The organism is Kitasatospora sp. NPDC048365 (genome assembly GCF_043200835.1).
Classification (GTDB): domain Bacteria; phylum Actinomycetota; class Actinomycetes; order Streptomycetales; family Streptomycetaceae; genus Kitasatospora; species Kitasatospora terrestris.
Genome location: NZ_JBICYJ010000011.1, coordinates 140,915 through 160,503 on the forward strand (window position 1 = coordinate 140,915; position 19,589 = coordinate 160,503).

At 71.8% G+C, this 19,589-nt stretch carries 10 protein-coding genes and 3 pseudogenes; 4 read left to right on the forward strand and 9 right to left on the reverse strand.

All coding sequences use genetic code 11. From position 1 onward, the window contains the following. Positions 1 to 18 precede the first annotated feature (18 nt). Together ACGFX4_RS14085 and ACGFX4_RS14090 are read right to left on the reverse strand one after the other, a co-directional pair. The gene (locus tag ACGFX4_RS14085; protein ID WP_393073049.1) at positions 19 to 2,475 is read right to left on the reverse strand and encodes an endonuclease/exonuclease/phosphatase family protein; all 2,457 of its coding nucleotides are present in this window, start codon (positions 2,473 to 2,475) and stop codon (positions 19 to 21) included. Between the two features lie 201 nt (positions 2,476 to 2,676). Next, a complete protein-coding gene (locus ACGFX4_RS14090) occupies positions 2,677 to 3,786 on the reverse strand; it encodes a HoxN/HupN/NixA family nickel/cobalt transporter (RefSeq protein WP_393073051.1) in 1,110 nt (369 codons plus the stop codon). A gap of 189 nt (positions 3,787 to 3,975) precedes the next feature. Here ACGFX4_RS14090 and ACGFX4_RS14095 point away from each other — a divergent pair, with 189 nt between their 5' ends. The 3 genes from ACGFX4_RS14095 to ACGFX4_RS14105 all read left to right on the forward strand — a co-directional run bounded on the left by ACGFX4_RS14095 (position 3,976) and on the right by ACGFX4_RS14105 (position 11,295). After that, a complete protein-coding gene (locus ACGFX4_RS14095) occupies positions 3,976 to 6,006 on the forward strand; it encodes a CocE/NonD family hydrolase (protein WP_393073053.1) in 2,031 nt (676 codons plus the stop codon). A 291-nt stretch (positions 6,007 to 6,297) separates the two neighbouring features. Beyond that, the gene (locus ACGFX4_RS14100; protein WP_393073185.1) at positions 6,298 to 8,808 is read left to right on the forward strand and encodes a discoidin domain-containing protein; all 2,511 of its coding nucleotides are present in this window, start codon (positions 6,298 to 6,300) and stop codon (positions 8,806 to 8,808) included. Positions 8,809 to 8,991: 183 nt separating this feature from the next. Beyond that, a complete protein-coding gene (locus ACGFX4_RS14105; RefSeq protein WP_393073055.1) occupies positions 8,992 to 11,295 on the forward strand; it encodes a glycosyl hydrolase family 18 protein in 2,304 nt (767 codons plus the stop codon). Between the two features lie 66 nt (positions 11,296 to 11,361). Here ACGFX4_RS14105 and ACGFX4_RS14110 read toward each other — a convergent pair whose 3' ends face one another. From ACGFX4_RS14110 to ACGFX4_RS14140, 7 genes and pseudogenes are all read right to left on the reverse strand, one after another. After that, complete coding sequence (locus ACGFX4_RS14110) at positions 11,362 to 11,958, reverse strand: HD domain-containing protein (protein WP_393073057.1); 597 nt, start codon at positions 11,956 to 11,958, stop codon at positions 11,362 to 11,364. Positions 11,959 to 11,967: 9 nt separating this feature from the next. Further along, on the reverse strand, positions 11,968 to 13,038 hold the full coding sequence (locus ACGFX4_RS14115) for a LacI family DNA-binding transcriptional regulator (RefSeq protein ID WP_393073059.1): 1,071 nt from the start codon (positions 13,036 to 13,038) through the stop codon (positions 11,968 to 11,970). 68 nt (positions 13,039 to 13,106) lie between these two features. Then, entirely contained in the window at positions 13,107 to 13,631 is a 525-nt protein-coding gene (locus ACGFX4_RS14120) for a hypothetical protein (RefSeq protein ID WP_393073061.1), read from the reverse strand. Positions 13,632 to 13,753: 122 nt separating this feature from the next. Next, a pseudogene (locus ACGFX4_RS14125) lies at positions 13,754 to 14,727 on the reverse strand (DUF1996 domain-containing protein); the annotation flags it as partial. Further along, positions 14,726 to 15,154: pseudogene (locus tag ACGFX4_RS14130) on the reverse strand (discoidin domain-containing protein); the annotation flags it as partial. The pseudogenes ACGFX4_RS14130 and ACGFX4_RS14125, both read right to left, overlap by 2 nt. A 109-nt stretch (positions 15,155 to 15,263) precedes the next feature. Next, positions 15,264 to 17,387 carry a discoidin domain-containing protein gene (locus ACGFX4_RS14135; protein WP_393073187.1) on the reverse strand — a complete coding sequence of 708 codons (2,124 nt, stop codon included), beginning with the start codon at positions 17,385 to 17,387 and terminating at the stop codon, positions 15,264 to 15,266. Between the two features lie 372 nt (positions 17,388 to 17,759). Beyond that, a pseudogene (locus ACGFX4_RS14140) lies at positions 17,760 to 18,629 on the reverse strand (discoidin domain-containing protein); the annotation flags it as partial. Between the two features lie 465 nt (positions 18,630 to 19,094). Here ACGFX4_RS14140 and ACGFX4_RS14145 point away from each other — a divergent pair. Then, on the forward strand, positions 19,095 to 19,538 hold the full coding sequence (locus ACGFX4_RS14145; RefSeq protein ID WP_393073063.1) for a GNAT family N-acetyltransferase: 444 nt from the start codon (positions 19,095 to 19,097) through the stop codon (positions 19,536 to 19,538). Positions 19,539 to 19,589 lie beyond the last annotated feature (51 nt).

A 19,589-nucleotide genomic window follows, 5' to 3' on the forward strand; every position in this document is an offset into this window, starting at 1 on the left:
TACGGGGAGCCGGCCGGGTCACGGCTTGATGCGGACCACCTGCGGGTCGTGGTCGCTGGCCTGGACGGCGAACTCGCTGTTGATGTGCACCACTTCGTAGTCCACGTCGTGCCACTTGAGGGTGGGGCTGACCAGGATGTGGTCGAGGACCTGGGAGTTGCCCTGGTAGACGTAGGAGTAGCGCTCGCGCTCGGGCAGCTGGATCACCAGGTCGCGCAGCACGTCGTCCTTGGTGAGGGCGTCCAGCGCGGGCGAGAACTGGTAGTCGTTGAAGTCGCCGAGGGAGACCACCCGGGCGTTCTTGTCGGCGGCCAGCAGCTTGGCCACGAAGGCCTGCTCGACGGTCGCCTGCTTGATGCGCTGCACCTCGGAGCTGCGGCCCGGGGCCTGGAAGCGGCTGTCGATGCCCTGGTCGCCGCCCTTGCTGTTGAAGTGGTTGGCGATCACGAAGACCGGCTTGTTGTGGAAGCTGAACTGGCCGACCAGCGGCTTGCGGCTGCTGTTCCAGGCCTCGTTGCCGGGGTCGATCCGGCCGGGCGAGGCGGTCAGCGAGGTGCGCTTGCCGGTGCCGGTCACGTCCACGGCGGTGGTGGAGTCGCCGCCGGCGATGTCGGTGAAGGAGACCCGGTCGGGGTTGAACAGGAAGACCTGGCGGATGTTGCCGCCGGGCTCGCCGCCGTCCTTGCCGTTCTCCGGGTCGACGGAGCGCCAGTCGTAGGCCGGGCCGCCGGCCGCCTTGATCGCGGCGAGGAACTTGGCGACGGTCTGGCTCGCGTCCACCGTGCCGTCGTTGACCGCGCCGTTGTTGTCCTGGATCTCCTCCAGGGTGACGATGTCGGGCGAGCGCAGGTTGGTGACCACGCCCTGGGCCAGCTGGGCGAACTTCTCGTCCGGGTCGCTCGGGTCGAGGTTCTCCACGTTGTAGGTGGCGATGGTGAGCTGGCTCGGCCTGGCGGGGTCGGCGACCTCGCGCTGGAGCTTGCTGTCCCAGGTCTTGCCGATGGTGGTGGCGGCGACGGTGTAGCCGCCGAACTGGTTGTAGTCCAGCGGACCGGCGGTGACGCCCTCCAGCTCGTCGCCGACGTTGAGCTGCGGGAACGGCTGCTCGGCGACCGGGACGAGCGACTGGACCATCAGGCGGCCCGGGTTGGGCTGGTCGTAGCCGAGGTAGACGACGCCGCCCCGGCGGGTCGGCCGGTCCTGGTTGCGGGCGTCCACCCACAGCTCGTTGTACTTGTCGGTGGCCTGCACCACGCGGACGTGGACGACCTGGACGTTCATGCCCTCCAGCGACTCGTACAGGTCGAGCGCGTAGTCCGCGGGCTTCAGCGGCAGGTTCTCGATCGAGCCGCCGGCCGCGTCCTGGGTGTACGCGGCGGGGATGCTCGAGTCGTCCAGCAGCACCGGCGCGGGCACCGCGTTGCCCGAGGAGACCACGGTGACCTGCGGGCTGGTCAGCTCGGTGATCGACTGGCTGCCGCCGTTGTAGTTGGGGTAGTACTCGGCGACCTTGGCGGTCACCAGGACCGCGTCGCCGACCTTGACGGCCGGGGTGGCGCTGCCGGTGTAGACGAACACGCCCTCGCTGGTGGCCGGGTCGGCGTCCGGGTTCGGGTCCTGCATCCAGAAGCCCTTGGAGCCGTAGCCGCGCACGCCGGTGACGATGCCGGGGACGCCGGATATGGTCTTGCCGGTCTTCGACGAGAGCCGGGTGGCGCCCTGGATGTCGTGGATCCGGACGGTGCCGGGCTCGGTCGGGCCGGTGGAGCCGGAGCCGCCGTCCGGGAGGTCGGGGGCCTCGCCCTTGCCGTTGACCGGGCTCGGGGCGCCGGACTTCAGGTCGGCGGCGTTGTTGTCGGTGTCGGCCAGCGACGAACCGCGGGCCACCGAGGCGGTGTTGGAGGCGCCGGTGACCGGGGAGCCCTCGCGGACCACGGCGGTGCCGAAGCCGACCAGGTCGACCACGCGCGGGTCGGCGCCGCAGTCCGCGGCGGTCTTGCAGGTGAGCGGGGCGGTGCCGGAGACCAGCGCGACGGTGCCGCTGGTGCCGGAGAGCGCCAGGTTGCCGGAGGCGTCCGCGGCGGGCAGGTCGACGGTGCCGCCGGCGCCGGCCGCCTCGGCGACCAGGTAGCGGCCGCCGGGGGCGATCGAGCCGGTCAGCTGGGTGACGCCCCACTGGCTGTTGGCGCCCGGGGTGCCGGTCAGGTACTGGACGCTGTAGCCGGTCAGGCCGAAGGCGGCGCCGCTCGGGTTGCCCAGCTCGATGAAGTCGTTCTTCAGGGTGGCGCCGGAGTTGCCACCGCCGCCGTACACCTCGGCGATCACCGCGCCGGTGGAGGGGGCGGCGACCGCGCCGGGCAGCGGCACCAGGACCAGGGAGGCCGCGACGGCCGCGGGAACGGTCGCGCGCAGCAGCTTCCTGCGCGAACGGGGGCGGTGGGCGGTGGACTTGGTCACCGTGCAGGACTCCTTCATGGGCAGCCCGGACGCCCGGACGCCGTGGGGGCGGCCGGGTCGGCTGAGGGTCGGTCAGCGGACTACTCGCGTAGATCCGGAGCCTGAAGATACGCGCGTAGAAGATGACACGACAAGATGCCCGACGTTAACTCTTGGCACCGAACAGAAGAGCCGGGCCGCCCGCGGGCGACCCGGCTCGACAGCCTCGGTGACGGAGCGTCAGTCCACCTCGACGACGCTCCGCTCGGCGGGCAGCGCCGCCGACCACTTCTGCTCGACCTTGCCGAACTTCCAGAACGCCAGCGCCCCGGCCCAGGTGACCACGAACAGGCCGACGATCGCGTACCCGACCAGGTTGAGGTCCAGCTCGGCGATCCAGCCGACCGGGCCGGAGGTGATGTCCAGCTTCTCGGCGAGCAGGCCGACCAGCTCGATCACGCCGATCACCAGGGCGACCACGACGGACAGGCCGGTGACGGTCAGGTTGTAGTAGATCTTGCGGATCGGCTTGGAGAAGGCCCACTCGTAGGCGAAGTTCATGAACGAGCCGTCGATGGTGTCCAGCAGGCTCATGCCGGCGGCGAACAGGATCGGCAGCACCAGCAGCGCGTACCAGGGCAGCGAGAAGGCCGCCGCGCCGCCGGCCAGCACCAGCAGCGAGACCTCGGTGGCGGTGTCGAAGCCGAGACCGAAGAGCAGGCCGACCGGGTACATGTGCCAGGACTTGGTGACCGCCCGGGTGACCCGGCCGAGGATCCGGTTGAGGAAACCCCGCTTGTCGAGCTGGCGCTCCAGCTCGGCCTCGTCGAACTCGCCCTGGCGCATCTTGCGGAACACCTTGAGGATGCCGTTGAAGGCGCCCAGGTTGATCAGGCCGATCAGCACCAGGAAGGTACCGGAGACCGAGACGCCGATCAGCCCGGTCGCGGCGTGCAGCGTCGACTCGTCCGACTCGACCTGCCCGGCCAGCGAGCGGATGCCGAAGGCGAGCAGCGCGCACAGCCCGAAGACGATCGAGGAGTGGCCGAGCGAGAACCAGAAGCCGACCGACAGCGGCCGCTTGCCCTGGCCCATCAGCTTGCGGGTGGTGTTGTCGATCGCGGCGATGTGGTCGGCGTCGAAGGCGTGCCGCATGCCGAGGGTGTACGCGGTCAGGCCCATGCCCGCGCCGAAGACCTGGCCGCCGACGTCGTAGTGCCTGGGCGCGATGACCGCCAGCAGGGTGACCCAGCCGACCACGTGCAGCAGGAGCACGAAGCCACCCATGCCGGCCAGACGGATCCACTCCTCGCGGGTGAGTCGGTCACGGAGACGGCTGGGGGCTGGCATCTGGGGTGTCCTTCCGGGTGGCACGGCCGAGGTGAGCCCGGACATCCTTTCGTCGATCGGCTGGCAATTGCAAGTCATTCGCAACTGAGAGCCCCAGGCGCGCGCCGGGGCGCACGCCGAGCCGGGAAATGGCCGTACATATCCCTTATGGTCGGAATCAAGTGATCACCCGGCGGAGTGGAGACGGCCATGCGGCACCCCGACGCGTACCCCCACTCCGTCACCCGCGAGGACCTGCGCATCCCGCTGCCGGACGGCACCGAGCTGGCCGCCCGGGTCTGGCGACCGGTGACCGACCACCCGGTGCCCGCCCTGCTGGAGTACCTGCCGGACCGGCTCGGCGACCGGACCGCGCCGCGCGACGCCCAGCGGCACCCCTGGTACGCCGGGCACGGCTACGCCTCCGTCCGGGTCGACGCCCGCGGCCACGGCAACTCCGGCGGGCTGCCCGGCGACCACTACTCCGGGCAGCAGCTCGCCGACGGCGTCGCGGTGATCGAGTGGCTGGCCGACCGGCCCTGGTGCGGCGGGCGGGTCGGCATGTTCGGGACCTCCTGGGGCGGCTCCGGCAGCCTGCGGCTCGCCGCCCTCGCCCCGCCCGCCCTGCGGGCCGTGGTCACCGTCTGCTCCAGCGACGACCCCTACGACAACGGCGGGCACTACATCGGCGGCTCCCTGCTCGCCGTCGACATGCACGCCCGGTCGGCCGCCCTGCTCGCCCTCACCGCCCGCCCGCCGGACCCGCGGTACGTCGGCGACGCCTGGAAGTCGATGTGGCTGGAGCGTCTGGAGGCCCTCGAACCCCAGATCCACCCCTGGCTCGCCCACCAGACCCGGGACGCCTACTGGCGGCGCGGCAGCGTCCGCGAGGACCACGCGGGCGTCCGGGCCGCCGTGCTCGCCGTCGGCGGCTGGGCCGACCCGCACCGGGACACCGTGCTGCGGCTGGTCGAGCACCTCCGGGCGCCCGTCCGCGGGCTGATCGGCCCCTGGCCGCACCAGTACCCCGACCAGGGCCTGCCGCCCGGGCCGGCGATCGGCTTCCTCCAGGAGACCCTGCGCTGGTGGGACCACTGGCTGAAGGACGAGGACACCGGCGTCATGGCCGAGCCCGCCCTGCGCACCTGGATGAACGAGTCCGTCCCGCCCGCCACCGGCTACGCCAACCGGCCGGGCCGCTGGGTCGGCGACGAGAGCTGGCCCTCGCCCGACGTGCGCGAGGTCCGCTACGGCCTGGACGACGCGCTGCGCACCGCCGGCACCCCGTCCGGCGACCGCTTCGTGCCGGTCCGCTCCCCGCAGCACACCGGCATCGACGCCGGCCGCTTCGTCCCGTCCGGGAACGCCGCCGACCTGCCGCCCGACCAGCGCGAGGAGGACGGCCGCTCGGTCTGCTTCGACTCCGCGCCGCTGCCCGAGCCGGTGGAGATCCTCGGCCGGGCGTCGCTGAGCCTGCGGGTGCGCAGCCAGGCCCGGCGCGGGCAGCTGGTCGCCCGGCTGTGCGACGTGGCCCCTGACGGGTCGTCGACCCTGGTCACCCGCGGGGTGCTCAACCTCGCCGCGCGGGCCGGGCGGGACCTGGTGGCCGAGTGGGAGCCGGGCGCCGTCGAGGACGTCGGGCTCGAACTCGTCGGCATCGCCCACGACTTCCCCGCCGGGCACCGGATCCGGCTGGCGCTGTCCTCCGCGTACTGGCCCTGGGTGTGGCCGCAGCCCGACCCGTCCGGATTCGAACTCGACCCCGGGCACAGCGTGTTGACCCTGCCGGTCCGCCACCTGGCGGCCGACGCGGGCAGTGCGCCGATCACCTTCGAGGCGCCCGAGCAGTCCGCGCCGCTCGGCGTCCGGTCCACCGAGCCGCTCACCGCCCGGCCCGAGCGCCTGGTGGTGCACGATGTCGCACAGGGCGAGTGGCGGCTGGAGGCCGCCCCCGACCGGGGCGGTTCGCACGCCTATCCGGACGGACTGGTGCACGAGGAGCACGCGCTGGAGGCGTACCGGATCCGGTCCGACGACCCGCTGAGCGCGCGGACCCGCTCGGACCGGACGATCCGGATGGAGCGGCCGGACATCGGATGGGACGTCACCGTGCAGACCCGGTCCGAGATCTCCTGCGACGCCACCCACTTCACCACCCGCGACCGTCTGCGGGCGCTGGAGGGCGCCGACGTGGTCTTCGAACGGGAGTGGGAGCGGCGGATTCCGCGTACCGCGTCCTGAGACGGCGCCGGATTCCGTTTCAACGCCGTTTCACGGCGGTTTCGGCGCGGTCCGGGCCTGGGAGCTGGGCACTTAGTTCACAATCTGATCCAAGCATCGAGTAAAGCCGTGAGCTGCTGGTTCCGGAACTTCGCCGGAACCTTGACACCTTTGAGAGCGCTCCCGGAGACTCCGGTTGGCGGGGCGCCCCACCCCACCCAGACTCCCACCCCACCCCCACCGGAGGAGTAGCCCGTGAGGCTCACCTCAGCACGCTCGCGCAGCGGTTCGGCCGGCGTCGTCGGACTCGCCATGCTCGCCGGGACCGTCCTGGCCCTGCCCGGCTCCGCCGCCCACGCCGCGGACACCCTGATCTCCCAGGGCAGGACCGTCACTTCGTCCTCGGTCGAGAACGGCGGCACCCCGGCGGCCGCCGCGGTCGACGGCAACACCGGCACCCGCTGGTCGAGCGCCGCAAGCGACCAGCAGTGGCTGCAGGTCGACCTCGGCGCGTCGGCCTCGATCAGCAAGGTCGTCCTGCAGTGGGAGGCCGCCTACGGCAAGGCCTACCAGATCCAGACCTCCGCCGACGGCGCCACCTGGACCACGGTCTACTCCACCACCACCGGCGCCGGCGGCACCGAGACCCTGAACGTCACCGGCTCCGGCCGCTACGTCCGGATGAACGGCATCACCCGCGGCACCGGATACGGCTACTCCCTCTGGGAGTTCCAGGTCTTCGGCTCGACGACCGGCGGCGGCACCGGCTGCGGGACGGCCAACGCGGCGCAGGGCAAGGCCGCGACCTCGTCCAGCACCGAGAACGGCGGCACCGCCGCCGGCAACGCGGTCGACGGCAACACCGGCACCCGCTGGGCCTCCGCCGCCGCCGACCCGCAGTGGCTGCAGGTCGACCTCGGCACCGAACAGCAGCTCTGCCAGGTCCAGTTGAACTGGGAGGCCGCCTACGGCAAGGCCTACCAGATCCAGACCTCCAACGACGGCACCAACTGGTCGACCGTCTACTCGACCACCACCGGCACCGGCGGCAACGAGACCCTCAACGTCAACGGCTCCGGCCGCTACGTCCGGATGTACGGCACCCAGCGCGGCACCGGATACGGCTACTCCCTCTGGGAGTTCGCGGTGCACACCGGGGGCACCTCGGTCCCGCCGGTGCAGGGCGGCGGCGACCTCGGCCCGAACGTGCTGGTCTTCGACCCGTCCACGCCGAACATCCAGGCCAAGGTCGACGAGGTCTTCACCAAGCAGGAGTCGAACCAGTTCGGCACCGAGCGCTACGCGCTGCTGTTCAAGCCCGGCACCTACAGCAACATCAACGCCCAGATCGGCTTCTACACCTCGATCGCGGGCCTGGGCCTGAACCCGGACGACACCACCTTCAACGGCGACGTCACCGTCGACGCCGGCTGGTTCAACGGCAACGCCACCCAGAACTTCTGGCGCTCCGCCGAGAACCTGCACCTCAAGCCGGTCAGCGGCACCGACCGCTGGGCCGTCTCGCAGGCCGCGCCGTTCCGCCGGATGCACGTCGAGGGCGGCCTCAACCTCGCCCCGGCGAGCTACGGCTGGGCCTCCGGCGGCTACATCGCCGACTCGAAGATCGACGGCCAGGTCGGCAACTACTCGCAGCAGCAGTGGTACACCCGCGACAGCTCGATCGGCGGCTTCTCCAACGGCGTCTGGAACCAGACCTTCTCCGGCGTCCAGGGCGCGCCCGCGCAGGGCTTCCCCGACCCGCCGTACACCACGCTGGACACCACCCCGATCTCGCAGGAGAAGCCGTTCCTCTACCTGGACGGCAGCGACTACAAGGTCTTCGTGCCGGCCAAGCGCACCAACGCCCGCGGCGTCTCCTGGGGCAACGGCGCGCCGCAGGGCGCCTCGCTGCCGCTGAACCAGTTCTACGTGGTCAAGCCGGGCGCCACCGCCGCGACCATCAACCAGGCGCTGGCGCAGGGCCTCAACCTGCTGTTCACCCCGGGCGTCTACCACGTCGACCAGACGATCAACATCACCCGCCCGGACACCGTGGTGCTCGGCCTCGGCCTGGCCACCGTCATCCCGGACAACGGCGTGACCGCGATCAAGGTCGCCGACGTCGACGGTGTCAAGGTCTCCGGCCTGCTGCTGGACGCCGGCACCGTCAACTCCCCCGCCCTGCTGCAGGTCGGCGAGGCCGGGCCGGGCGCGAGCCACGCGGCCGACCCGATCGTCATCCAGGACGTCTTCGTCCGGGTCGGCGGCGTGACCGCCGGCAAGGCCACCAACGGCATGGTGATCAACGCCAACAACACCGTCGTCGACCACACCTGGATCTGGCGCGCGGACCACGGCGCGGGTGTCGGCTGGGAGAGCAACCGCTCCGACTACGGCTTCGTGGTCGGCGGCAACGACGTCCTGGCGACCGGCCTGTTCGTCGAGCACTTCAACAAGTACGACGTCTGGTGGAAGGGCAACGGCGGCCGGACGATCTTCTTCCAGAACGAGAAGGCGTACGACGCGCCCAACCAGGCCGCGATCCAGAACGGCAGCACCCGCGGCTACGCGGCCTACAAGGTCGACGACGCCGTCAACACCCACGAGGGCTGGGGCCTGGGCAGCTACTGCTACTTCAACGTCGACCCGACGATCATCATGGACCACGGCTTCGAGGTCCCGGTCAAGGCGGGCGTGAAGCTGCACGACATCCTGGTCAACTCGCTCGGCGGCAACGGCCAGTTCGCCCACGTGGTGAACAACACCGGCGCTCCGACCTCGGGGACCTCGACCACCCCGTCCAACGTGGTCTCCTTCCCCTGACGGAGCACCACCTGAGCGCCCCGTCCGGGCGGTCGGCCACCTCGGCCGCCCCCGGGCGGGGCGCTCCCGTGCGTCCACGACCCCTTGACGGCGATCAATGGTCCAGTCCAATCTTGACCCCGGCATCCCCCACCGAGGCTCCCACACCTACCGGACAACCCCACTCATCCGGAGGTAAACCTCATGCTCGACCGAGCAACGCCCGTGCGCCCCCAGGCGCTCCGGGCCGCTCCCCGTCGCCGGGCCGGCGCGCTCGCCCTGGCGGCCGTGCTCACCGGCGGCAGCGCCGCGCTCGCCGCCTCGCTCGGCACCGCCTCGGCGGCCGCCGTGAACCTGCTGGCCAACGCCGGCTTCGAGACCGGCAGCCTGCAGGGCTGGACCTGTGTCAGTGGATCCGTCGTCACCACCCCGGTGCACAGCGGCAGTTACGCGCTCTCCGGCGCGGCCTCGGCCTCCGACACCGCCCAGTGCAGCCAGACCGTCACCGTCCAGCCCAACACCAGTTACACCCTCGCGGGCTGGGTGCAGGGCAGCTATGTGTACCTCGGCGCCACCGGCACCGGCGTCAACGCCTCCACCTGGGCGCCCTCCGCGACCGGCTGGACCCAGCTGAGCACCACCTTCAAGACCGGCGCCTCGACCACCTCGGTCACCGTCTTCACCCACGGCTGGTACGGCCAGGGCACCTACCGGGCCGACGACCTCACCCTGACCGGCCCGGCCGGCGGCTCCACCAGCCCGACCGCATCGACCAGCCCGTCCGTGAGCGCCAGCGCCAGCGCGAGTGCCAGCGCCTCGGCCTCGGCCTCGACCTCGACCTCGGCGAGCCCGTCCGGCAGCGCCGGCCCCACCTCCGGCACCGGCAACGGCCCCGGCGGCGACGGGAAGATCACCGTCCCCGGCGGGGTGGCCGTCACCCGCACCACCGCCAACGCCGTCGCGCTGAAGTGGAACGCCTCCACCGACTCCACCGACAACTACGTCGGCTACAAGGTCTGGTCGAACGGCCAACTGGTCGGCACCTCGATGGGCACCTCGATCGCGGTCACCTCGCTCCTGCCGGGCACCTCGTACACCTTCACCGTGCAGGCGTACGACAAGGCCGGGCACGCCTCCCAGCAGTCCGCCGCGGTGACCACCAGCACGGCCGCCGCCGGCGCCGCGACCCCGCTCAGGTCCGCCTACTTCGACCAGTGGTCGGTCTACGACGCCGCCTACTACCCGAAGAACGTCGACACCTCGGGCGCCGCCGCCAAGCTCGACGTGATCAGCTACGCGTTCGAGAACATCCACCCGACCAACCTCAACTGCTTCGAGGCGGTCAAGGCCTCCGACGCCACCCACGAGGACAACCCGAACGCGGGCGACGGCGCCGCCGACGCGTACGCCGACTACCAGATGGACTTCTCCAACGCCATCTCGGTCGACGGCTCCGCCGACGACTGGCAGCAGCCGCTGAAGGGCAACTTCAACCAGCTGCGCCAGCTCAAGGCGAAGAACCCCAACCTGCGGATCACCCTCTCGCTGGGCGGCTGGACCTACTCCAAGTACTTCTCCGACGCGGCCGCCACCGACGCCTCGCGCAAGAAGCTGGTCTCCTCCTGCATCGACATGTTCCTCAAGGGCAACCTGCCGACCGGGGTGGCCGGTGACGCCTCCGGCGGCGCCGCCAGCGCCGCGGGCGTCTTCGACGGCATCGACATCGACTGGGAGTACCCGGGCTCGGCCGGCGGCCACACCGGCAACCACTGGTCCACCGCCGACAAGGCGAACTTCACCGCCCTGCTCGCCGAGTTCCGCAGCCAGCTGGACTCCTACGGCGCGAGCATCGGCAAGCGCTTCCTGCTCACCGCGGCGCTGCCCTCCGGCCAGGACAAGATCCAGTACATCGAGACCGACCGGATCGGCGCGTACCTGGACTACGCCGACATCATGACCTACGACATGCACGGCGCGTGGGACGCCAAGGGCCCGACCAACCACCAGGACCCGCTGCACGACAGCCCGGCCGACCCCACCACCCCGATCGCGCCCGGCACCCGCAAGTACAACGTGGACACCACGCTGACCGCGTACACCACCGGCCTGCCGGAGTACGGCATCGCGGGCGGCTTCCCGGCCAACAAGATCATCCTCGGTGTCCCGTTCTACTGGCGCGGCTGGACCGGCGTACCGGCCGGCTCGAACTTCGGCCTGTACCAGAGCGCGACCGGCCCGACCGCGGCCAAGCCCGGCAGCCAGGAGGCCGGCCTCGCCAGCTGGCGGGAGCTCACCCCGACCGCCGCGAACACCCACTGGGACCCGGTCACCGAGAGCGCCTGGATCTACGACGGCACCAACTTCTGGACCGGCGACAACCCGCAGGCCATCCAGGCCCGCGGCGCCTACGCCAAGGCCAAGGGCCTCGGCGGCATGTTCGCCTTCGCCCTGGAGAACGACGACACCTCGTCCACCCTCCTGAACGCGATGTCCACCAGCCTGGGCTGACCCACCGGCCCGGCAGGGGCTCACGACGGGCCGTCGTGAGCCCCTGCCGGGCCCTCCGCGGCCGGCTCAGCGGAGCAGGGCCGCACCCTCCTCGAAGCCGTGGCCGTACTCGGCCACCAGCCCGCCCAGGTCCGGCTCGCCGAACTCGGCGGCCAGCGAGCGGAACGCCACCGCCTTGTCCACCCCGAACCGCGCGACCCGCGCGGCGTACGCGGCCCCGTCGAGGAACCTCGGCGGGCTGCTCTTCGAGTGGAACTTGTCCGCGTACATCACCAGCCGCTCCTCGGTGCTCCCCGCCAGGTAGTCGGCGACCGGGATCGGAAGCCCCTGCTCGGTCACGTCCCGCCGGGTCAGCCCCACCCCGGTGTGGCAGGAGGCGAACCGGCACAGCGACTCGGGAAGCCCCTCCGCCCGGAGGATCTCGTGCCCCAGCACCCCGTGCCGGATGTAGTGGCCGTCACCGACGCGGTAGACGCCGATGTCGTGGAGCAGGGCACCGACCTCGACGAGCTCCACGTCCACCTCCGGCCCCGCGCGTCCGGCGAGGGAGACCGCGATCCGGGCCACGATCTCGCAGTGCGTGAGGACCAGGTCGAGGGCCTCGGGGGTGGGCGCGTAGCGCGCGTGCAGGGCGCGGACGCTGCGGATGTCGGGAAGGTTCACCCGCACACCCTAGGCCGACTGCCGGACCACCAGTTCGGGTTCGAAGATCACGCAGGTGGGGCGGGCGGCCGGGTCGGCGAGCCGGGTCAGCAGGATCCGGGTCATCTCCTCGGCCATGCGTTCCACCGGCTGTCGCACCGTGGTCAGCCAGGGGCGGCCGGAGAGCGCGGCGCTGCTGTCGTCGAAGCCGACCACGGCGACGTCCTCGGGCACCCGGCGGCCGTGCTCGGCGAGCACGGCGAGCGCGCCCCGGGCCATCAGGTCGTTGGCGGCGAACACGCCGTCCAGGTCCGGCTCCTCGGCCAGCAGCCGGGCCATCGCCCGCTCGCCCCCGGCGTGCGTGAAGTCCGCCTCCACGGCGGGGGTGAACGGGTGGCCGTGCCGGGCCATCGCGTCGCGGAAGCCGGCCAGCCGGTCCCGGCCGGCCTGGACGCCGGACGGGCCGGCGATGGTCACCACCCGCCGGCAGCCGCGGGCGGCCAGGTGGTCGGCGGCCAGCCGGGCGCCGTCCCGGTTGGCCAGGTCGACGTAGCTGAGCGGCAGCGCCGCGTCCGGGGCGCCGAACAGGACCGCCGGCCGGCCGGAGGCCAGCAGCGCGGCGGGCAGCGCGTCCTCGGCGTGGGTGGTGACCACCAGCGCGCCGTCCGCGCCGCCCTCGTGCAGGTAGGACACCACCTGCTCGCGGGAGGCCGGGGTGTCGGCCAGCATCAGCACCGGGTGCATGCCGTGCGGCCGCAGGGCCGCGAAGACCCCGCTGACCACCCGGCCGAAGAAGGGGTCGGTGAAGACCGCGGCGCCCGGGCCCTCGGGGCTGTCCTCGCCGGCCCCGGTGACCACCAGGGCGACCGTGGCGGCCCGCCGGGGGGTGTCGGGGCGACGGGTGACCAGCGAGCGGGCCGCGCTGTTGGGGGTGTACCCGGTGCTGGCCACCGCGCGGCGGACCGCTTCCTGGATGGCCGGGTCCACATTGCGCACGCCGTTCACGACCCGGGACACCGTGGCCCGGGAGACACCGGCTTCCCGGGCGACGTCCTCGAGGGTGGCCGAGCGGCGTCCGACCGCGGGAGTGGCTTCGCTCATGGGCCCTTTATAGCACGTCGGGAGAGCGCTCTCCCATAGTTGGCCGGAGAGTTGCGGAACCGGCCTGATCAGGCATGCTCCCGCCAGCAGGTCATCACGGCCGTGGCCACGGTCAGCGCGATGTTCGCCCGGCTGCGGACGGGCGTGCCGAAGCCGGCCGGCAGCCCGGCCACGTCCACCAGCAGCAGCATCGAGTCCTTGCGGACGACCACCGAGCCGTCCGGCCGGGCGAACGCCGCCTCCCCCAGGCCGTCCACCGCCGTCGCGCCGGCCGCCTCGGCCCGGCGCCGCTCGAACAGCGCCTCGGCGGCCGGCCGGTCGGCGGTCTGGTCGACCACCAGGGCCAGCGTGGCGCCCGGGAAGACGTACGGGCAGGTGTACCGCGGATCCACCCAGCTGCCGGTCAGCGGCGTGAGCAGGGCGGTGCCCAGCGCACCGGTCACCTCCCGCTCCACGTCGCCGCCGCAGACCATCAGCGCCGCCCGGGAGGGCTGCCGGGCGGCGGCGGTGGGCGGGGCGGCGGCGGGCGAGGGGCCCGGCGCCGGCGGTGCGGCGGCGCAGCCGGCCGCCGCCGCGGCCAGCGCCAGTGACACCAGGACTCCTGCGACTGCTGCGACTGCTCGGCGCACGGCGCTCCCTCGCGGGTACGGGCCGGACCCGGGGCGGCACGCGCCCCGGGTCCGGCGATTTCCGGGTGGATCGATTTCCGGGTGGATCAGGCGGGCAGGCGGTAGTTCTCGTCGAGCGCCGCGCCCCGCTCGGGGTGCGCCTCGTCGTAGCCGCGCGCGTTGCACTGGAGGCCACCGACGATGCAGTGGTTCACCAGGGCGGCCAGGGTCGGGGCGTCCCAGGCGTTGAAGAAGTCGTAGTGGAAGGAGAAGCCCCGTCCACTCGACAGGTGGAGCTGCGGCAGGTCACCGGCGGGCACCGGGAACGCCATCTTGAACTCGATCATCGGCAGCGCCACCGGGTGGTCGGCCGGGCAGACGCCGTCGATCGGGTACGCCATGTGGCTCTTGTGGTCCGGCGTGTCCAGGTACAGTCCGTTCCAGCAACTGGGGGCCTGGTAGCGGATGTTGAGCTGGGAGTTGGCCGGGCAGCTGATCGGCAGGTCGATGTTGTGGTAGCTCTCCCCGCACTCCCAGCCGGCCACGTACCCGGGGTCGGTGCCGAACTGGGTGGACGTCGCCGTCGGGCTGCCGACCACGAAGCGCAGCCCGGTCGGGAACGGCCGGATCGAGGTGTAGTCGACCACGTTGGTCTTGTAGTAGATGACCTGCGGGCCGACCGGGTCGATCGGGGTGGAGCCGTTGTACAGCGTGGGCATCCAGTACGCGGACTTGTCCCCCGGCGCCGTGCAGGTGGTCGAACCCGCCTGCAGCGAGGCCACGGTGGAGGCCGCGTTGGTGGTGGTGTTGCCCATGAAGGTGTGCATGTGCGAGGCGCCGGCCTGGCCGGGGAAGACGATCGGGTCGTCCGGCGCGTCGTGGTTGGCCGAGCAGTTGGCCTGGAACTCGTGGAAGTACGCGTGCGGCGGCACCTTGGTGGACGGCGTCACGCCGGTCACCTGCGGGTTGGCGAGCACGTACCCGGTGGACGGCTGGGCGACCTGGCCGAACACCTTGAACTCGTACAGCGAGTAGCCGTAGCCGGTGCCGCGCGCGGTGGCGTAGAGCCGCAGGTACCGGCCGGAGGCCGAGACGTTGAGCTTCTGCACGCCGCCGGTCGAGGCGGTGGTGGAGTAGACGGTCGACCAGGCGGTCGTGTCGTTGGAGACCTGGAGCTGGTAGGCGGACGCGTACGCCGCCTCCCAGTCCAGCTCGACGGAGCTGACCTGGGCGCCCGCGCCCAGGTCGATCTGCAGCCAGGACGGGTCGCTCCAGGCGCTGGCCCAACGGGTGTTGGGGTCGCCGTCGACCGCCGCGGCGGCCGGGAAGCCGGCGTTCTCGACCGAGGACGCGACCACCGGCCGGGACTTCGAGATCAGTCCGTCGGCGGCGGCGGCCTGCTGGCTGGTGGTGCCCACGCCCGCGAGGGCGAGCACCGCGGCCAGGGAGGCGGTCAGTGCCGCCCACCGGGGCCGTGGCCTGCCTCGGGACAGGAAACGGGGTCGCATCGGACCTCCAGGTGGTGGATGGGTGGGGGTTGCCCCGGGGCGGGCACTCGGGCCAGGCCCGCCCCGGGAGTCTGGATCCGGTGGGGTCCGGATCGGGCGGCGCTGCGGGTCAGGCGTAGACGCCGAACTCGTACAGCGAGTCGCCGTAGGCGGTGCCGCGCTGGGTGATGTTCACCCGCACGTAGCGCCCGTTGGCGGTCACGTCGAGGTCGTCCACGCCGCCGGTGCCGCTGGTGGTGGAGTACGCGGTGGTCCAGTTGGTCCCGTCGTTGGAGACCTGGATCTGGTACGCCTTGCCGTAGGCGCCCTCCCAGCCGAGCTGGACGTGCTTGACGGCGGTGGGCTGGCCGAGGTCGACCTGGATCCACTGCGGGTCGGCCCACTCGCTGGCCCACCGGGTGTTCCAGTTGCCGTCGGTGGCGTTGGACGCCGGGTACGGCGCTCCGTTGCCCTGGGCCTGGAAGGTGGAGGCGGTGGTGGTCTTCCCCTTGGCCACGTTGGTGCCCTGCGGGGTCGGCGCGACCACCCGGAAGGACTTGGTCTCGATGCCGACGTTGCCGTGGCCGTCGAAGGCGTAGACGTACACCTTGTACACGCCGAGGTTCTTCGGGGCGGTCGCGGTGAAGTGGCCGGGCGAGGTCTCCTTGAAGACCACCTGGGAGAGGCCGGTGCCGCCGCCCGCGTACTTGTCGCAGTAGTAGAGCGTGTACCGGATCAGGTCGCCGTCGGGGTCGGTGGTGTTGGCGGTGATGTCGAAGGTGCCGCCGGCCGGCACGGTGGCCGTGTTGCTCAGCGTCATCGAGGAGATCACCGGCGGGGTGTTGGAGCCGACGTTGCCGGCGTAGTCCTTGACCACCGAGTGGAAGGCGAGGCGCCGCCAGCCGGCCGGGGTGGTGTTGTACCAGACGCCGCCGAAGTCGTTCTCGGTGCCGTAGTGGAAGACGGTCGCGCCCAGTGCCACGCCCTGGTGCCCGGTGATGCAGGTCCAGTTGTTCAGGTAGGCGTCGCGCTTGGCGATGTCGGAGGGCTCGGTCGGCACGCCGTTGGCGTCGTTCGGGACCTCCCACTCACCGTCCTCGCCGGCCTCGGTGATGATGTACGGCTTGGTGTAGCCGCCGCTGATCCAGTCGTTCTTGACGTTGCAGAGCGAACCGTAGGAGTTGACGGCCAGCAGGTCGAGGCTGGGGGTGTGGTTCTTGTAGTACGCCCAGGAGCCGGTCCACGCGTCGGTGGAGGTCACCGGGTGGTTGGGGTCGATCGCGTGGATCGCCTGGGTGATCCGCTCCACGTACTTGGCGTACGCGACGCGCTCCTGCTCGACGGTCAGCCCGTTCGGGTAGGTGTGGTCCTGGGTGGTGAGCAGCACCTCGTTGCCGACGTCCCAGAGCAGCACGCCCGGGTGGTCCTTGTAGGTGGTCACCCACTGCTTGATCGACTCCAGGGTGGAGTCCATGTACGCGGTGTCGCCCACGTAGTCGGCGCCCTGGTTCAGCCAGAAGCCGTTGACCACCTTGATGCCGTACGCGGCGGCGGTGTCCAGCAGCGGCTTGGAGGCGGCGTCGGTGCCCCAGGTGCGCAGGGTGTTGACGCCCATCGCCTTGAGCTCGCGCATGTGCGCCTCGGCGGTGGACATGGCCGGGCCCCAGGTGATGCCCTTGAGCTGGTAGGGCTGGCCGTTCACCATGAGCTGCCAGTTGCCCTGCGAGCCGGTCACCTTGACGGTGGAGGCGCCGGTGGGCACCGCCGGGTCGGTGAGCGCGGCGGGTGCGCCGCCGCTGGTGGTGGAGACGGTCACCCGGTCGATCGCCATGGTGCCGCCGGAGGAGGTGGCGTCGGTCGGCGAGGTGCAGTTGCAGACCGCGTTGGGGTAGCCGCCGCCGATGCCCAGGTTGAACACCAGGTAGAAGCCGTGGTGGACCGCGTTGTCCCAGGTGGTGACGCCGACCTGGGACTCGTTGACCTGCCAGACCTGCTTGCCGTCCAGGTACCAGCGGATCTGCTCGTCGGAGACGGTCCGGTCGAGGATCATCGAGTAGGTGTGGAAGCCGGTCTGGCAGCCGGTGCAGCTCGCCAGGCCGCTGGTCATGCCGTCGTACTCCTTGCAGTTGCCGCCCGGGGCGGTCCCGCAGTGGAGGGTGGCGGACAGCTGGCTGCGGCCGTTGACGCTCTCCAGGATGTCGCTCTCGCCGGCGCCCGGCCAGGCGGTGAAGTTGCCGCGGTTGTTGGCTCCCATCGCCCGGAACGACGGCCAGTAGCCCACGCCGTCGGCCGGGTTGGGCTGGCGGACGGTCGCCGAGATCTGCAGCTGGCCGCCGGCCGGCACGGCGAAGTCGGAGCGCTTGGACTCGACCCGGCCCGAGGTCCAGGCCGTGCCGTTCTTCACGGCGGTCAGGTTGAGCGCGCCGTTGCCGTCCAGGCCGACGTTGGCCGGGGAGTTGGTGTCGGTCTGCACCTCGCCGCTGCCCCAGTTGGCGGGGCCGCCCTGGTAGCCGGTGCCGGTCTGCACCGTCCAGTTGGCGGCGTTCGGCGCGGAGCCGGCGGCGCCGGAGAAGTCCTCGTCGAGGACGGTGCTCCAGTTGCCGGGCGGCGTGGTGGGCGGGGTGGTCGGCGGGGTGGTGGTGCCGCCGCCGGTGTTGACCTGGAACTCCCAGAGCGAGTAGCCGTACCCGGTGCCGCGCTGGGTGCCGTTCATCCGCACGTACCGGCCGGAGCCGGTGACGTCCAGCGACTCGGTGCCGCCGGCGCCGGTGGTGGTGGAGTAGACGGTGGTCCAGGCGGCGCCGTCGGCGGAGGTCTGGATCTGGTACGCCTTGCCGTACGCCGACTCCCAGTTGAGGACCACGCGGCAGATCTGCTGGACGCTGCCGAGGTCGACCTGCAGCCACTGCGGGTCGGTGTTGGCGCTCGACCAGCGGGTGCCGGTGTTGCCGTCGACGGCGTTCGCGGCCGGGGTGCCGTAGTTCTCCGTGGAGGAGGAGGTGGCGGTCTTCCCCTGGGCGGCGTTGGCACTGTCGCAGCTGCCGCCGCCGCTCCCGGTGAAGGAGCCGAAGACCTGGAACTCCCAGAGGGAGTAGCCGTATCCGGTGCCGCGGGTGATGCCGTTCATCCGGACGTAGCGGCCGGAGCCGGTGACGTTCAGGGTCTCGGTGCCGCCGGCGCCGGTGGTGGTGGAGTAGACCGTGGTCCAGCTGCTGCCGTCGGCGGAGGTCTGGATCTGGTACGCCTTGCCGTACGCCGACTCCCACTGCAGGACGACCTTGGAGATCGACGCGGTCGCGCCGAGGTCGACCTGCAGCCACTGCTGGTCGGTGGCGGTGCTGGACCAGCGGGTGCCGGTGTTGCCGTCGACCGCGGCGGCCGCCGGGGTGCCGCCGCCCTCGATCGAGGAGGCGGTGACGGTCTTGCCCTGCGAGATCACGGTGTCGGCGGCGTGCGCGGCCGTCCCGGGCCACAACAGCAGCAGTCCGGACACCATCGAGGCGGCGAGCGGCGCGGCGAGCCACCGCCGGCGCGGTGGGGTCGAGCGGCGGCGGGGCACCGGCTGAGCGGTGGGTGGAGCGAGCATCGGGGGACTCTCCTGAGTGGGCGGTGGGGGCGCGGCTGCACGCCGGGGCGCGCCAGGTCCGAGGGGTGGCCGGACGGTGGCACGACGGGCGCGGTCCACATGGGAGAGCGCTCTCTCAGTGAGGAGATGGTTGCCCGCCAGCCGGTCCACGTCAAGGCTTCAGACGAGAACTCCGGTTCCGGAACTTGGCGGCCAACTCCGCAGGTGGAAACGGCACGGCCGATCGCCCTTGACGCATCCCGCCCGCCGGGGCAGGCTGGGGAACACAGCGGGAGAGCGCTCTCCCACCTGGCAGGGCGAGAGCGCGCTCCCGCTCCATCCGTCGAGCCGCGAATTGCGTTGACGCACCGCGCCCCGCGCGGCTTTGCTGCTGCGATGTCGAACCTTCGCGTGATCCAGCCCGCCGACGACGCCGAACTCGCCGACTGGCGGCACGTCCACAACGTGATCATCCCGACCGACCCGCTCAGCCCGGACGACGTCCGCGACCGGGCCGGCCGCTACCACCTGGAGGTCGCCTACCTCGGCGACACCCCGGTCGGCTGCAGCACCGTACGGCCGCCCTGCGAGGAGACCCCGGCCGCCACCGTCATCGCCCGCGTCCTGCCCGGGCACCGGGGCCGGGGCTTCGGCACCGAGCTTTACCTGCGCGGCCTCGCCCGCGCCCGGGAGTTCGGCGGCGAGGGCGTCGAGACGGTCGTGCTGGCGAGCAACGAGAGCGGACTGCGCTTCGCCCTGCGGCACGGTTTCACCGAGACCGAGCGCTACCTGCTCCCCGGCGACACCGTCCCCTACGTCGCGCTGACCCTGAACGCCTGACCCCGCCTCCCCTGGGCCACCGCCGAATAGACACTGTCTACGCCATCCTGG